The following is a 14981-nucleotide window of genomic DNA, read 5'->3' on the forward strand; positions in this document are numbered from 1 at the left end:
GCCGTCCTACTTGAAGCGGTAGGTGATACGGCCCTTGGTCAGGTCGTACGGGGTCATCTCGACCAGGACCTTGTCGCCAGCCAGCACGCGGATGCGGTTCTTGCGCATCTTGCCGGCGGTGTGGGCAATGATCTCGTGTGCGTTCTCGAGGGTCACCCGGAAGGTGGCGTTCGGCAGCAATTCGCTGACCGTACCGGGAAACTCGAGCAGTTCTTCCTTAGCCATCAGGCCTCTCAAATGGAGCGAATCGAACAGCCGCGAGCCCTCGTCCGACATCGAGTCAGAACGAGGCCATTCGCGGCGAGGCGCCTCTATAACGCATTCACCCCCCAAACGTCGATGGCGCACCGAAACGTCGCTTGATGGCCTCGGCCAGGGTATCGCGAACCTCCCTGTACGCCTCAAGTCGGGCCTCGCGCGAACCGTCCGTCAACGTCGGATCATGGGTGGGCCAGTACTCGATCTCGACCGAACGATCGCGCGACAGCTCCACGGCCCGGTGCTGGGCCTCGGGGGTCAGGGAAACGACGACGTCGAAGCTGTCATCCTCCAGCTGGGCGAAGGTCTTGGGTTTGTGGTCCGAAACGTCCAGGCCCAGCTCGTCCATGACCACCACGACGAAAGGATCGATCCCCTCCCCCGCCGGGTCCGGCTTCAGCCCGCAGGAATCGACGAAGGCCCGCGTGCCGTAGAAGCGCTTGAACAGCCCCTCGGCCATCGGCGAGCGCACGCGGTTGTAGTTGCAGGTGAACAGCACCGCATCGGGCAGCGAGTCCGACACCGACCTAGCCCCGCCAGTGCAGCGCGCAGATCAGGGTGAACAGGCGCCGGGCGGTGTCCAGGTCGGTCTTGACCTTGCCCTCCAGCCGCTCGCGCAGCAGGCCCGAGCCCTCGTTGTGCAGCCCGCGCCGGCCCATGTCCAAGGCCTCGATCTGCTGCGGCGTCGAGTTACGGATCGCCGAGTAGTAGCTGTCGCAGATCAGGAAGTAGTCCTTGATCACGCCCCGGAACGGCGACAGCGACAGCAGGTGCCGGCGCTCGTAAGCGGGCCCCTTGATGTCGAAGGCCAGGCGGTTCTCGATCAGCGACAGGCGGATGTCGTACGGCCCGCCGCCCGCCTCGGCCGGTTCGAAATAGTTGCTCTCCAGGAGATCGAAGATCGCGACCTGGCGCTCCTGCTCCTGGTCGCGCGAGGCGGCCGCGAGGCTGTCCTCGTCGATCTCGATCGACTTGATGCTGTGGCTGGTGTCGCTGCTCATCTGCGCTGACGTTGGCGTGTCAGTCGGCGGAAGGCAACCGGATCGACGCGGATAGGGCGTGAGCCGGCAGACCCTCGGCCTTGGCCAGGGCCACGGTGTGCGGTCCCAGGATGCCGAACGAGGCCGCGTCGCATTTCACGATCGAGGTGCGCTTGATGAAGTCGTAGATCGACAGACCCGACTGGAAGCGCGCCGCGCGGCTGGTCGGCAGCACGTGGTTGGAGCCGGCCACATAGTCGCCGATGGCTTCCGGCGTCACGCGGCCCAGGAAGATCGCACCGGCGTGACGCACGCGGTCCGACAGAGCTTCCGGATTGTCGAGGGCGAACTCGACGTGTTCGGGCGCGATGGCGTCGACCAGGGCCGGGCTCTCATCCAACGGCGCGATGATCACCGCGCCGTGGTCGCGCCACGAGGTGGCGGCGTCCTCGCCGGTGGCCAGGGTCTTGAGGCGTTCAATCACGGCGGCCTCGACGGCGGCGGCGAAGGCCTCGTCGTCGGTGATCAGGATCGACTGGGCGGCCGGGTCGTGCTCGGCCTGGCTGAGCAGGTCGGCGGCGATCCAGTCGGGATTGTTCTTGTTGTCGGCGACCACGACGATCTCGGACGGGCCGGCCAGGGCGTCGATGCCGACCACGCCGTACAGGCGGCGCTTGGCGGCGGTGACATAGGCGTTGCCGGGGCCGACGATCTTGTCGACCGGCTGGATCGGGCCAGCCCCGTAGGCAAGCGCGGCGACGGCCTGGGCCCCGCCCACGCGCCAGATCTCGGTCACGCCGGCTTCCTTGGCGGCGGCCAGCACGGCGGGCTGCAGCTTGCCGGGCGGGGTGACCATGGCGATGCGGTCGACGCCGGCCACCTGGGCGGGCACGGCGTTCATCAGCACGGTCGAGGGATAGGCCGCGCGGCCGCCGGGGACGTAGACGCCCACGGCCTCCAGCGGAGTCCAGCGCCAGCCCAGCTCGACGCCGGCCTCGTCGGTCCAGGCCTGGTCGGCCGGCCGCTGGCGGCTGTGATAGGCGCGGATGCGGGCGGCGGCGAAGGCGATGGCCTCACGCACGTCGACGGCGGTGTCGGCCCAGCCCTGCTCGATCTCGTCGGCGGTGACGCGGATGGTCTCGGCGGTCAGCTCGACCTTGTCGAACTTGCGGCTGTAGTCGAGCACGGCGTCGATGCCATGGGTCTTCACCGCTTCCAGCACGCTCGCGGCGGCGGCGTCGACATCGGCCGGCGAGCCGCGACGCTCGTCGAGAAAGGCCTTGAAGGCGGCCTGGAAATCCGGGGCGGTGAAGGAGAAACGGCGCATGGCCGCTTAAATGCGGCTTTTACGGCGGCAAGCAAGTGAGAAAGGCTAAGGGCGACCCCGCATCATCACCCCGTACACCCCCGCCGCGATCGCCAGGCCCACGAACCAGGCGTAGGTGTAGAGCCCCATCCAGAACGCGCCGACGCCTCCGAACAGGTGCGGCGCGGCGGCTGCCAGGAAGCCCGGCAGGTTCGGCAGCACGCCCAGCACCAGCGCCACGATCGCCGCGACGTTCCAGCCGCCGCGATACGCATAGGCCCCGTCCTTGGCGTAGAGGTCGTCCACGACCAGCTGGGCCTTCCGCACGATCCAGTAGTCGACGATCAGGATCCCGGCGATCGGCCCCAAGAGCGCCCCGTAGCCGACCAGCCAGGTGAAGATGTAGCCCTGGGTGGTCTCCAGCAGCTTCCAGGGCATGATCAGCACGCCGATGCCGGCCGTGATCCAACCGCCAATGCGATAGCTGATCTTGCTGGGCCACAGGGCCGAGAAGTCATAGGCAGGTCCCACCAGGTTGGCGGCGATGTTGCAGCACACGGTGTCCAGGCTGATGATCAGCAGGCCCACGACCACGGCGATGCCGCCGATGTCGCCGGCCAGCTGCACCGGGTCCCAGATCGCCTTGCCGAACACGATGACCGTGGCCGAGGTCGTCACCACGCTGACCAGGGCCAGCAGACCCATCGGCGCCGGCAGGCCCACGGCCTGGCCGATGATCTGATCGGACTGGGCGCGGGCGAACCGCGTGAAGTCGGGGATGTTCAGAGCGAGCGTCGCCCAGAAGCCGACCATGGCCGTCAGGGCGGGCGCGAAGACGCTCCAGAACTGACCGGCCTTGGCGCCGCCTTCGACGAAGGCCGAGGGCTGATGGAAGATCGGGCCCAGGCCGCCGGCCTTGCTGACCGCCCACCAGACCATCAGGCCGCAGATCAGGATCTTGATCGGCGCGGTCCAGGTCTCGAGCTTGCGCACCGCCGTCAGGCCCTTGGTGACGAACAAGAGCTGGATGGCCCAGAAGGCGAAGAAGGCCAGCAGCTGGCCAAGGCCGATGCCCAAGAGCGGCAACGGCGCGCCCTCCAGCTTCTTGCCGACGATCACGCCCAGCAGGGTCAAGAGCGCCCCGCCGCCGATCCAGGTCTGGATGCCGTACCAGCCGCAGGCGACGATCGCCCGCGCCACGGCGGGGACTCGCGCGCCCTTCCAGCCGAACGACGCGCGGGCCAGCACCGCATAAGGCACGCCCCAGCGCGCGCCGGCGTGGCCGATCAGCAGCATCGGGACCAGCACGACCAGATTGCCCAGCAGCACGGTCGCCACCGCCTGCCCCGCCGACATGCCCTGCTCGATCAGGCCAGAGGCCAGCATGTAGGCCGGCACGCAGATGACCATGCCCAGCCACAGCGCCGCGAAGTGGCGCCAGCGCCAAGTGCGCTGCGCATCACTGGTCGGGGCCAGGTCTTCGTTCCACAGGTCGCTGTCGGGCGTGCTCATGCGGCGAAGCTTAGGGCGGGTTCGCGCGAGATAGCAATCAGCCGAACAGCGTTCGCTCACCCATCAACAAATCATGTCTTCCTAGGCCTTGTGCCTAGGACCCATGGATCCGCTAACTCGACTCCTCCCGAGGGGACGCCGTACGTCGCGGCGCGCGCCCTTCCACTCCGAGCAAGCGGAACGATGGGTCCTAGGCACAAGGCCTAGGAAGGCGGGTTTGTTTAGCTCAGCGCCGCGTAGGCCAGGGTCGCCAGGCCCGCGCAGAACACGAAGCTCAGCGCCACCAGCGTGGCTCGGCCCCAGTCGAAGCACGGCCCGCCATGCCGCAGCACGGGCGGCTCAGGCTTGGAGATGTCGCACGAACGGAAGAAAACCGGCTGGACTTCGCCAGCCGCATAGGACGACTTCCGGGCCATCGAGGGCCTCCCTAGACGATCGCGCCTCTGGTGGGCGCATGGCGTTAACCTAACGCCGCTCGCGTCTCAGGAGAATTGGCCCAGCGATCACTACCGCGTGGGACGAATCCCCGGCGCCGGCCCTGCCCGCCGAAAGATCAGAAAAAAGGCGCCGCTCAGGGATTGAGCAGGCGCCTAATTCCTAGTCCGCGTGGCCCGGTGTCCGGGGTGTGGTCCAGGGGTCCGAAACGTCGGCCAGAGCCACGTCTAGGCAATCCACAGAAACCCGCATGTCGCCGCCGCCCGAGAAGGTCAGCACCACCAGGCCGGCCGGCGCTTCCTCGGCCGGCTCGAAGCCGATCGACATCAGCGAGACCACCGCGCCCTTGGCGTCGCGGCGCAGGTTGCGCGCCTGGACGCCTGAGACGTCGCCGAACTGCAGGGCCGAACGCACGCGCTCGCCCTTCTTCCCAGCCCCTTCCCAGCGGAAGCGGTTGCAGGCGATGGTCAGGGTGCGGCTTTGCGCATCCCAACGGATGTCGCCGATCTTGGCCACGGCGTCCTGAAGGGCGGCCGACAGCACGCCCAGGTCGTCGGCGTCTTGAGCCAGCAGGCGCAGGGGCTTGGGGTCCGCCATCGTCTAGAGCTCCGGCTCGCCGTCGCCCTTGATGCGACGGACCTGAGCGCCGCAAGCGCCCAGCTTCTCTTCGAGACGCTCGAAGCCGCGGTCCAGGTGATAGATGCGGCTGACCGTGGTCTCGCCGCGCGCGACCAGGCCGGCGATCACCAGGCTGACCGAAGCGCGCAGGTCGGTGGCCATGACCTCGGCGCCTTCCAGCTGCTCGACGCCGCGCACGCGGGCCTCGCCGCCCGAGACCGAGATGTCGGCGCCCAGGCGCATCAGCTCGGGGGCGTGCATGAAGCGGTTTTCGAAGATGGTCTCGCGGATGCGGCTCTCGCCGTTCGCGGTGGTCATCAGGGCCATGAACTGGGCTTGCAGGTCGGTGGCGAAGCCCGGGAACGGCGCGGTCTCAATATCCACGGCGTTCAGGCGCGAGCCGTTGCGGCGGATGATGCAGCCGTCGGCGGTGTGCTCGACGCCGGCCCCGGCTTCTTCCAGCTTGGTGAGCAGGCTGTCGATCAGGCCCGGACGGGCGTTGGTCAGGCGCACTTCACCGCCGGCCATGGCGGCGGCGACGGCATAGGTGCCCATCTCGATCCGGTCGGGGATCACCGCGTGGGTCGCGCCCTTCAGGCGAGCGACGCCGGTGATGGTCACCGTCGGGGTGCCCGCGCCCTCGACCTTGGCGCCCATGGCGTTCAAGCATTCCTGCAGGTCGACCAGTTCCGGCTCGCAGGCGGCGTTGTGGATCACCGAGACGCCGTCGGCCAGCACCGCGGCCAGCATGGCGTGCTCGGTCGCGCCCACCGACACGATCGGGAAGTGAATCTCCGCGCCCTTCAGGCCGCGCGGGGCCTGGGCGTAGACATAGCCTTCGTGCAGATCGATCTTGGCGCCCAGGGCTTCCAGCGCCTGCAGGTGCAGGTCGACCGGGCGCGCGCCGATCGTGCAGCCGCCCGGCAGCGAGACCTTGGCCTGGCCCGAACGGGCGACCAGCGGGCCCAGCACGTTGAACGAGGCGCGCATCTGGCGGACCAGGTCGTAGGGCGCAAAACCGCTGGTGATCTCGGCGGCGTGCAACAGGGTCTGCTGGCCATCGGGACCGTCACTCTCGGTGACCGCGACGCCCAGGCGCGACAGCAGCTTGCCCAGGAAGCGCGTATCCGCCAGGCGCGGCATATTGGTCAGGCGCAGCGGCTCATCCGTGAGCAGGCTGGCCGCCATCAGCTTGATGGCAGAGTTCTTGGCGCCGCTGACCGGGATCGACCCGTTCAGCCGCGCGCCGCCGGTGATGGCGATGCGATCCATTCAAGTCCCTCGAACGCGCGGAGGTGGGGGTCGCCGCGCGGTCCACATGTGAGGGGCGGGTTCTATCCGTTGCAAGAGGGGTTGCAAGGGCTCCACACCGAAATTGCCCTGTTAAATCGGGGCCGACAGGTCGTAGGGGCGCTCGTCGTCGGGCCAGCGCAGGTCGTGGGTCGCGCCGGCGATGTCCAGGGCCACCTGGGCCAGATCGATCGCCTTGCGCATCGCCGAAAGGCCGTCGCGCCCGAAGGCGGCCTTGCCATGCTCGGTGTCGAACTGGCCGCCGTCGCCCGCCAGCCGCACCGCGACCGCCCAGCCCTCGCCTTCCGGATTCGGAAACGGCGCCGAAAGCTCGACCGTCAAATCGACCCGGCCGCCATCGCGATGAGTTATCCCCAGCAAGCTTCGAACGACGTTATACGGCTTGGGCGCGGCCTCGGCGGCGGCGGTCGCAAGGTCGGCATCCCCGCCAGAACTCCCACGGGCCGCGGCTTTCCGCTTACGGAGGTTCGTTCTGAGCGCTTCGGCGAGCTTGGCTTCGCGGGTCGTCTTGTCGTCGCTGATCGGCATGCGCACGGGGTGCGGCGACAAAGTTCTGCGGTCAAGGCGATTTAGGGCTTTGCATCCGCGATTCTCCTCGCTATACGCCCCTCCTCTTCGCCGCGGTAGCTCAGTGGTAGAGCGCATCCTTGGTAAGGCTGAGGTCCAGGGTTCGAGTCCCTGTCGTGGCACCATGGGGATCCAAGCACAGCTTGGATCCCCACCATTCCGAAGAGATTTCCAACATTTAGGCGTTTAGTCGCGCACCTTCACGAAGGTGGCGATGTGCGCTGCGCTTGAGACCGGATGCTGGTGCTGCGGTCCGTGGCCGGCGTTGGGATAGGTCAGCAGCTGCAAGGTCGGCAGCTGGTCGTTCAGGGCGTACCAGTTCTCGATCGGGCAGATCAGGTCGTGGTCGCCGCCGATGTGCAGGATCGGGATCGTCGTAGACTTCAGGATCGCCAGGATCGGCGGAGCCGGGAACGGATTGGCCTTGGGCGCATCGCCCAGGTTCTGCGCGGCCCACTTGTAGGGTACCGGCGGAGCGCGCTCCCCTCTGCGGGCGGCGATGCGGTCGTGGCTGGCCTTGGCGGCGGCGCGGCTGGCGGGCGAGTTGGGCTCGAAGAACAGGATCACCTCGTCCTCGAAGTCGTTCTCCCGCGCGGCGGCCTCATAGAACAAGGGCTCGGCCAGCTTCGGGACCGGTCCGGGCGGCGTAGTGCCGACCAACACCAGGTGGCTGATCTTGTCCGGAAAGATCGACAGCGCCGCCTGGGCCGCGATGCCGCCCAGCGACCAGCCCAGCAGCACCACCGATTTCAGCTTCAGCGCCGCGATCAGGTCGCCGGCGTCCTTGGCCCAGGCGAACGGGTTCAGGGTCGGCTCGCCGGTCGAAAAGCCCAGGCCCGAATAGTCGAAGGTGATGACCTGGAAGCCCTGCCCGGCAAGGCTATCGAGGAACAGCGGATCCCAGTCATCGATCGTGCCCCGGAAGCGGGTGCATAGCACCAGCGGCTGGCCGGTTCCGATGCTGCGATAGGCGAGCTTTCGGCCGCCGACGTCGATGTGCTGGGTCGGGGCGTCCACGGCGCGGGTCGCCGCCCGCGCGGGGCTGGCCAGCCCGGCAGCCAGCACGCCGATCAGGGCCGAGCCCAGCAGGCCGCGCCGGCCGGTGGTGAAGTCTTGCAAAGCCATGTCGGTCCTCACGCGGTCAGGTGCTGGCGGAAGAAAGCTTGGGTGCGCCCGTTGGCGGTCAGGGCGTCGGCCTCGTCGTAGTGATCACCGCCCGGCCGGGCGAAGGCGTGGTTGCGGCCCGGATAGACGTGGATCTCGATGTTGGGATTGCCGCTCAGCCCATCGACGATCGTCTGGCGGGCTTCGTGGCCGATATATTCGTCCTCGCCGGCCAGATGCATCAGCAGCGGACACTCGACCTTGCCGCCCTCGCCGACATACCGCTCGGCCCCGCCGGGATAGTAGACGACCGCCGCGTCAGGCTGTCCCCGCGCCGCGCCCAGGAAGGTCAGCAGGCCGCCCAGGCAGTAGCCGGTCAGCCCGACCTTGCCGCTACCGCCGTCCAGGGTCCGCGCGGCTTCAAGGGTGCGCAGGATGTCGTCCGCGCCCTGGTCGAAGTCGTAGCGGCCGTAATAGTCGAAGCCCTTTTTCCAGTTGGCCTCGGTATGCTCGGACAGCGACAGGCCCGGCTCGAAGCGCCAGAACAGGTCGGGACAGACGGCGATATAGCCCTGCACCGCGTACCCGGCCGCGATCTGGCGGATGCCGGCGTTGACGCCGAAGATCTCCTGCAGGACCACGATGACAGGCGCGGGACGGGGATCGTCCGGACGCACGACAAGCGCGGTGAACCGGCCATCGCCGGCCTCGATGGTCAGGGTTTCGTCCATGGTCTTGGGCTCCTTTGCGGGAGCCTTCAGACTGCGACGCGGGCCGGCGCGGCGATTGAACGAAGTCGCAGTGAGTTTAGGCCTGACGGCCCGCCTCGACGATCGTCCGCCAACGGATCGACCACGCCATCCGTCGCAAACATTTCACATAAAACCCGGGCCCAAACCTGTCCCCGGCGGCGGCTCAGCGCCCTCTCCCCGGCCGACGATCGCGGGGAACCCTCCCCGTCCCGTCACCAGAACCGCAAGGGATCGGGGCCATGAAAAAAGCCATAAAGTTCAACCTTCTGACCACCACGGCGCTGTCCGTCGCCCTGCTGGGCGCGGCGCAAGCCCATGCGGCCGACGCGGCTGCCCCTGCTCCGGCGCCCGCCGCCGAGCCGGCCGCGGACGAGATCGACGCGATCGTCGTCACCGGCTTCCGCGACAGCCTGATGCACGCCCGCGACCTGAAGCGTAAGGCCGTCGGCGCCGTCGACGTGATCGTCTCCGAAGACATCGCCGCCTTCCCCGACCTGAACCTGGCGGAATCGCTGCAGCGCATCCCCGGCGTGACCATCTCGCGCGACAGCGGCGAAGGCCGTCAGATCACCCTGCGCGGCCTGGGCCCCGACTTCACCCGCACCCAGCTGAACGGCATGGAAGTGCTGGGCAACACCGCCTCGGGCATGGACAACCGCGGTGGCGTCAGCCGCTCGCGCGCCTTCGACTTCAGCCTGTTCGCCTCGGAACTGTTCAACCGCGTGACGGTGCAGAAGTCGTACGCAGCCGAGCAGGACGAAGGCGGCATCGGCGGCACGGTCCAGCTGCAGACCGCCAAGCCGTTCGACTATGCCGGCTTCAAGGCCGTGCTGTCGGCCAAGGCCCAGCGCAACAGCAATGCCGACGACAAGGTCACCCCGCGCGTGGTCGGCCTGATCTCGAACCGCTGGGGCAATTTCGGCGCCCTGGCCTCGATCGCCTACGGTGAGAACGACAGCAACGAGTTCGGCTATCGCAGCTTCAACTGGGGCGCCATTCGCGGCAACGCCGCCAACATCGGTCCGGGCGTCAGCGCCGCCGACGCCGCCAAGCTGACGGCCGCCACCCCGACCATCTTCGCCCCGCAGGCCAACACCTATTCGACCTGGTTCGACCACCGCAAGCGCCTGGGCGCGACCGTGGCCCTGCAATACCAAGGCGACAAGCTGAAGCTGGACTTCGACGGTCTGTACAGCCAGCTGGAAAACAGCCGCCAGAACTTCTCGCTGGCCACTTCGGGCATCAACAGCCTGACCGGCAACATCACCGGCACCCAGGTGATGCAGAGCGCCGTGATCCAGGGCAACACCCTGATGGCCGCCAGCTACACCGGCGTCGACATCCGCAGCGAGTTCAACCGCGAAGAAGACAAAACCAAGTTCTATCAGCTGGGTCTGAGCGGCTCGTACCAGGCCACCGACAAGCTGCTGCTGACCGGCCTGGTCGGCTACTCGAAGTCGACCTACGCCCTGCCGGTCTTCGACAAGGTGTTCCTGGAATCCAAGAACTACGCCTTCAGCTTCGACGACCGTCCCAGCATGCCGGTCAACACCTACGGCGCCGGCGTGACCGATCCGGCCAAGTGGGACCTGATGCGGATGGACACCCAGGAAAATCGTATTTCCTCGGAGTATGCCAACGCCAAGTTCGACGGCGACTACGCCCTGAACGAGACCTCCAGCTTCAAGGGCGGCGTCTCGTACAAGAAGTTCAAGAACTTCGGCGCGCAGTGGGGCGACAAGCAGTTCCGGAACGTCCCGGCCAACACCAAGATCCCCGACAATCTGAAGATGGTCGTGCCGTTCAAGTCGCTGGGCGCCTACATCGTCGGCGACGTCGATCCGGTCTACGCCCTGATCGGCCAGACGCGTGACCTGGAAGCCCAGGGCGCCAAGTTCGCCACCCCCGGCACCAACTACACGGTGACCGAGGAGACCAAGGCGGCCTATCTGCAATACGACCTGAACACCGAGATCCTGGGCAAGGGCGTCCGCGCCAATGCCGGCGTCCGCTACTATTCGACCGAGCTCAGCTCGGACGGCATGCTGAACACCGGCACCAGCCTCCAGCCGGTGTCGATCCAGCACAAGTACAACGGCTGGCTGCCCGCCCTGAACGTGGCCGTCGACGTCAACGAAGGCATGGTCGTCCGCTTCAGCGCCAACCGCGACATCAGCCGCCCGGCCCTGGGCGACCTGGCCGCCGCCGGCTCGCTCACCACCGCTCCGTTCGGCGGCACGATCAGCACCGGCAACCCGAACCTGACGCCCTTCACCTCGGACTCGATCGAAGGCTCGCTGGAATTCTACGACGGCAAGGTCGGCTCGTTCACGGTCGGCGTCTTCTACAAGAAGCTGACGTCGTTCATCACGTCGCAGACCAGCATCATGCCGTACTCGCAGACCGGCTTCCCGCTGTCGTTCCTGCTGCCGGGCCAGGACGGCTCGATCCTGTACAACGTCAGCCGCCCGGTGAACGGCCCCGGCGCCGACATCCAGGGCCTGGAAGTCGCGTTCCAGCGTGACTTCACCTTCCTGCCCGCGCCGTTCGACCACCTGGGCGTCGTGGCCAACGGCACCTATGCCGACGGCTCCTCGCCGGTGATCATCAGCGGCCAGTCGGTGACCCTGCCGCTGTTCCAGCTGTCGAAGTACTCGGCCAACGCCACGATCTACTACGAGACCGACAAGTGGGGCATGCGCCTGTCGACAGCCTATCGGGACAAGTACCTGACCGGCGCCGGCGGCAACGGCAACATCGGCGACGGCTACAAAGCGACCAACAACATCGACTTCGCCGCCCACTACAACCTGCTGTCGGGCCTGAAGCTGACCGTTGAAGGCATCAACCTCTCCAACGAGCACAGCATCCAGTGGACCGACGTCGCCGCCCAGCGGACCACGGTCAATGTCAGCAGCGGTCGCACCATCCTGATCGGCGCGACCTACGAGTTCTAATCCCTCTATCGATCCCCTGAACTTGGGGCCGCCGTCCTTCCGGGACGGCGGCCTTCTTTTTGCGTTGCCGCTCTTTTCGTTGCCTTGGGGCCACGCCCCGGCGGTCCGATCATTCCGTCCACAGAACCTTCAAATTACTGACATGCGCCGTTTGTAGGGGTTCGCCCAGGTGCCGGAAGCTTTGCTGGTCGCCGTTGTGAGGACCCTGATGGCGGCACGGCGCGCCTGGCTGTCGCGTTCGGGTTCGGTGCTGACCGGCGCGATGCTGGCCCTAGCCGCCGTCGCGCCCGCGCGGGCCGAGGCGCCGCGCCGCTTCGCCATCGAGGGCGGCGACCTGTCCCGCGCCCTGAACAGTTTCTCGCGCCAGGCCGACGTGCCGGTCATGACCCTGGCCGACATCCGCCATCGCACCAGCCGAGGCGTGAGCGGCCTGCTGACACCCGGACAGGCGCTGGAGCGGCTGATCGACGGCCAGAACCTGCGCGCCGTGGCGGCCGGTGGCGGCTATGTCCTGCGCGAGGCCTCGCCCCTGGGCGCCCCGCCGCCTGCCCCGCCCGTGCGCCACGCGCCGCCGCCCGAAGCCGCGACCCAGGTCGACGCCGTCGTCGTCACCGGCTTTCGCGAGACCATGCAGCACGCCCGCGACCTGAAGCGCGGCGTGGCCGGCGACCAGGAGGTGATCCTGGCCGAGGACATCGCCGCCTTCCCGGACCTGAACCTGGCCGAGTCCCTGCAGCGCGTGCCCGGCATGACCATCTCGCGCGACACCGGCGAGGGCCGCCAGATCGCCCTGCGCGGCCTGGGTCCCGACTTTACCCGCGCCCAGCTGAACGGCATGGAGGTCTCGGCCTCGACCGCCTCGGGCATGGACAATCGCGGCTCGGTGAGCCGGACACGGGCCTTCGACTATTCGATCTTCGCCAGCGAACTCTTCAACAAGGTCACGGTCTGGAAGTCGTACGCCGCCGACCAGGACGAAGGCGGCATCGGCGGCACGGTCGAGCTGCGCACCGCCAAGCCGTTCGACTATGCGGGCGACAAGCTGGCCTTCTCGGCGAAAGCCCTGACCAACAGCGCCACCGGCTCGGTCAGTCCACGCTTCGCCGCCCTGGCGTCCAAGCGCTGGGGCGACGTCGGGGCGCTGGTCTCGGTGGCCTACAGCGAGAACGACGCCAACGAGTACGGCTATCGCAACTGGGGTTGGACCCCGGTGACCTTTGGCGCGGCCAATATCGGGCCAGGTGTGGATCCCGGTGTCGCCAGCCGCCTGATCAACGGGACCGGGGCCAATCGGGTCGTCATGCCGGTGGCGGCCACCTATTCGACCTGGTTCGACCACCGCGCCCGCCTGGGCGTCACCCTGGCCCTGCAGTACGAGCCGGGCGATCGCCTGAAGCTGGGCGCCGACCTGCTGTACGGCCGTCTCTCCAACGATCGCGACGAGTTCTCGCTGGCCGCCGCCGGCGACAATCCGCTGACCGGCGACGTCAAGGGAACCCAGCGCCTGCGCGCCGCCGAGATCCGCGGCAACAGCCTGGTCTATGCCGACTATTCCAGCGGCGTGGACCTGCGCAGCGAGCACAAGCGCTCGGAGGACTCGACGGTCTTCCTGCAAGGGGCGCTCAGCGGCGAATGGCAGGCCGCCGACCGCCTGCGCCTGCGCGCCATGGCCGGCTATTCGAAGTCCGACTTCGAGGGGCCGGTCTTCGACAAGATCTTCCTGCAGGCCAGCAACAAGGCCTTCAGCTATGACCTGCGCGGCGCCGACGCGGCGGCCAGCAGCACCTACGGCTTCGACCCGGCCGATCCGGCCCAGTGGAGCCTCATGCGCGCCGACACCCGCGAGGACCAGGTCGTCAACCAGTTCACCACCGGCCGGATCGACTTCGACTATCGGGCCGCCCCGACGCTGACGATCGAGGGCGGCGCCCAGTACAAGGCGTTCCGCAACGACGGCTATACCCGGCGCGCCCGCACCGACTATCCGACCGGCGGCCCCGCGCCCCAGGCGGTGAAGGAACTGATCTTCGAGAAGTCGCTGCGGCCCTACATCGTCGGCGACATCGAGGCGACCTTCGCGCGCCTGAATGTGCCGCGCGACCTGAGCGCGGCCGACGACATGCCCGGCTCGGACTATTCGATCACCGAGAAGACCTGGGCCGCCTATCTGATGGCGCGCGCCAGCGGCTTCGTGGGCGACAAGAGCTGGCGCGGCGACCTGGGCCTGCGCTGGTACGCCACCGATCTGACCTCGGCGGGCATGGTCAATACCGGGACCAAGCTGGAGCCGGCGGTGCTGCACAGCACCTATGACGGCGTGCTGCCGGCCCTGAACCTGGCCCTGGACGTCACGCCTTCGGTGGTGGCGCGCGTCTCGGTCAATCGCAACATCAGCCGCCCCAGCCTCTCGGACCTGCGGGCGGCCGGCAATGTCAATTCCGCCCCGTTCGGCGGCACCATCTCGGCCGGCAACCCCAACCTGCGCCCGTTCCTGGCCGACGCCATCGAGGGGGCGCTGGAGGTCTATCAGGGCCGCCAGGGCTATTTCGCCGTCAGCCTGTTCTACAAGCGGATGGACTCGTTCATCACCACGGCCAGCAACTCGGTCACCTACGGCTCGACCGGTTATCCGCTGGAGTTCCTGTCGCCCGGCAACGGACCCGACACGATCTACGGCTTCGTGCGGCCGGTGAACGGCGACGGCGCCTCGATCCGGGGGATCGAGCTGGCCGTGCAGCGCGACTTCGACTTCCTGCCCGCCCCGTTCGACGGCCTGGGTTTCGTCGGCAACGTCACCCGCGCCGCCGGTCGCTCCAACGTGCTGATCGACGACGTCTCGATCATGCTGGACCTGTTCCAGCTGTCGAAATGGACCTCGAACGCCACGCTCTATTACGAGACCAAGCGCTGGGGCGCGCGGGTCTCGTCGGCCTATCGCTCTGGCTATCTGGACGGCGCCGGCGGCAGCGGCTCGATCGGCTCGGGCTACAAGGCCAGCAACAACATCGACTTCGCCGCCCACTACAACACCGCCGGCGGTCTGCGGATCGTGGTCGAGGGCGTGAACCTGACCAACGCGCCGATCACCCAGTTCTCCGACCTCACCGACAAGCGCCTGACCGCCCGCACGGTCAGCGGCCGCACCTTCACGCTCGGCGTGACCTACGAGTTCTGACGCGCC

At 67.8% G+C, this 14981-nt stretch carries 13 protein-coding genes and 1 tRNA gene; 3 read left to right on the top strand and 11 right to left on the bottom strand.

From position 1 onward, the window contains the following. Positions 1-6: 6 nt before the first annotated feature. The 9 genes from infA to AC1RRR_RS09800 all read right to left on the bottom strand — a co-directional run bounded on the left by infA (position 7) and on the right by AC1RRR_RS09800 (position 6948). Positions 7-225, bottom strand: coding sequence for a translation initiation factor IF-1 (gene infA / locus AC1RRR_RS09760; RefSeq protein WP_035044427.1), 219 nt, complete (start codon positions 223-225; stop codon positions 7-9). A 97-nt stretch (positions 226-322) separates the two neighbouring features. Then, a complete protein-coding gene (locus tag AC1RRR_RS09765; RefSeq protein WP_492812589.1) occupies positions 323-781 on the bottom strand; it encodes an arsenate reductase/protein-tyrosine-phosphatase family protein in 459 nt (152 codons plus the stop codon). Positions 782-785: 4 nt separating this feature from the next. Continuing rightward, entirely contained in the window at positions 786-1259 is a 474-nt protein-coding gene (locus AC1RRR_RS09770; RefSeq protein WP_492812591.1) for a UPF0262 family protein, read from the bottom strand. A gap of 19 nt (positions 1260-1278) precedes the next feature. Further along, on the bottom strand, positions 1279-2565 hold the full coding sequence (hisD, locus tag AC1RRR_RS09775; RefSeq protein ID WP_492812593.1) for a histidinol dehydrogenase: 1287 nt from the start codon (positions 2563-2565) through the stop codon (positions 1279-1281). A 45-nt stretch (positions 2566-2610) separates the two neighbouring features. Next, positions 2611-4056, bottom strand: a complete 1446-nt coding sequence (locus AC1RRR_RS09780; protein ID WP_492812595.1) for an NCS1 family nucleobase:cation symporter-1 — start codon at positions 4054-4056, stop codon at positions 2611-2613. A 221-nt stretch (positions 4057-4277) separates the two neighbouring features. Beyond that, positions 4278-4472, bottom strand: coding sequence for a hypothetical protein (locus AC1RRR_RS09785; protein WP_492812597.1), 195 nt, complete (start codon positions 4470-4472; stop codon positions 4278-4280). Positions 4473-4653: 181 nt separating this feature from the next. Further along, positions 4654-5088 carry a DUF2948 family protein gene (locus AC1RRR_RS09790; RefSeq protein ID WP_492812598.1) on the bottom strand — a complete coding sequence of 145 codons (435 nt, stop codon included), beginning with the start codon at positions 5086-5088 and terminating at the stop codon, positions 4654-4656. Between the two features lie 3 nt (positions 5089-5091). Further along, complete coding sequence (gene murA, locus AC1RRR_RS09795; RefSeq protein ID WP_492812600.1) at positions 5092-6381, bottom strand: UDP-N-acetylglucosamine 1-carboxyvinyltransferase; 1290 nt, start codon at positions 6379-6381, stop codon at positions 5092-5094. A gap of 111 nt (positions 6382-6492) precedes the next feature. Next, the gene (locus AC1RRR_RS09800) at positions 6493-6948 is read right to left on the bottom strand and encodes a hypothetical protein (RefSeq protein ID WP_492813535.1); all 456 of its coding nucleotides are present in this window, start codon (positions 6946-6948) and stop codon (positions 6493-6495) included. A gap of 89 nt (positions 6949-7037) precedes the next feature. On the opposite strand from AC1RRR_RS09800, the gene AC1RRR_RS09805 reads away from it, so the two are divergent. Then, a tRNA-Thr gene (locus AC1RRR_RS09805) sits at positions 7038-7112 on the top strand. Between the two features lie 61 nt (positions 7113-7173). Here the strand turns inward: AC1RRR_RS09805 and AC1RRR_RS09810 are convergent. Beyond that, on the bottom strand, positions 7174-8112 hold the full coding sequence (locus AC1RRR_RS09810) for an alpha/beta fold hydrolase (protein WP_492812601.1): 939 nt from the start codon (positions 8110-8112) through the stop codon (positions 7174-7176). An 8-nt stretch (positions 8113-8120) separates the two neighbouring features. Continuing rightward, a complete protein-coding gene (locus tag AC1RRR_RS09815) occupies positions 8121-8822 on the bottom strand; it encodes a dienelactone hydrolase family protein (RefSeq protein WP_492812603.1) in 702 nt (233 codons plus the stop codon). Positions 8823-9082: 260 nt separating this feature from the next. Between AC1RRR_RS09815 and AC1RRR_RS09820 the strand changes: the two genes are divergently transcribed. Together AC1RRR_RS09820 and AC1RRR_RS09825 are read left to right on the top strand one after the other, a co-directional pair. Further along, a complete protein-coding gene (locus tag AC1RRR_RS09820) occupies positions 9083-11800 on the top strand; it encodes a TonB-dependent receptor (RefSeq protein WP_492812605.1) in 2718 nt (905 codons plus the stop codon). A gap of 208 nt (positions 11801-12008) precedes the next feature. Then, positions 12009-14975 carry a TonB-dependent receptor gene (locus AC1RRR_RS09825; protein WP_492812606.1) on the top strand — a complete coding sequence of 989 codons (2967 nt, stop codon included), beginning with the start codon at positions 12009-12011 and terminating at the stop codon, positions 14973-14975. Positions 14976-14981: the final 6 nt, after the last annotated feature.

The sequence above is a fragment of the Caulobacter sp. GW821-FHT12D05 genome, assembly GCF_058807295.1.

Bases quoted from the DNA above. Each gene is read 5' to 3' on its own strand.
- infA (WP_035044427.1), bottom strand. From the start codon at position 225: ATGGCTAAGGAAGAACTGCTCGAGTTTCCCGGTACGGTCAGCGAATTG.
- AC1RRR_RS09770 (WP_492812591.1), bottom strand. From the start codon at position 1,259: ATGAGCAGCGACACCAGCCACAGCATCAAGTCGATCGAGATCGACGAG.
- hisD (WP_492812593.1), bottom strand. From the start codon at position 2,565: ATGCGCCGTTTCTCCTTCACCGCCCCGGATTTCCAGGCCGCCTTCAAG.
- AC1RRR_RS09780 (WP_492812595.1), bottom strand. From the start codon at position 4,056: ATGAGCACGCCCGACAGCGACCTGTGGAACGAAGACCTGGCCCCGACC.
- AC1RRR_RS09785 (WP_492812597.1), bottom strand. From the start codon at position 4,472: ATGGCCCGGAAGTCGTCCTATGCGGCTGGCGAAGTCCAGCCGGTTTTC.
- AC1RRR_RS09790 (WP_492812598.1), bottom strand. From the start codon at position 5,088: ATGGCGGACCCCAAGCCCCTGCGCCTGCTGGCTCAAGACGCCGACGAC.
- murA (WP_492812600.1), bottom strand. From the start codon at position 6,381: ATGGATCGCATCGCCATCACCGGCGGCGCGCGGCTGAACGGGTCGATC.
- AC1RRR_RS09800 (WP_492813535.1), bottom strand. From the start codon at position 6,948: ATGCCGATCAGCGACGACAAGACGACCCGCGAAGCCAAGCTCGCCGAA.
- AC1RRR_RS09810 (WP_492812601.1), bottom strand. From the start codon at position 8,112: ATGGCTTTGCAAGACTTCACCACCGGCCGGCGCGGCCTGCTGGGCTCG.
- AC1RRR_RS09815 (WP_492812603.1), bottom strand. From the start codon at position 8,822: ATGGACGAAACCCTGACCATCGAGGCCGGCGATGGCCGGTTCACCGCG.
- AC1RRR_RS09820 (WP_492812605.1), top strand. From the start codon at position 9,083: ATGAAAAAAGCCATAAAGTTCAACCTTCTGACCACCACGGCGCTGTCC.
- AC1RRR_RS09825 (WP_492812606.1), top strand. From the start codon at position 12,009: ATGGCGGCACGGCGCGCCTGGCTGTCGCGTTCGGGTTCGGTGCTGACC.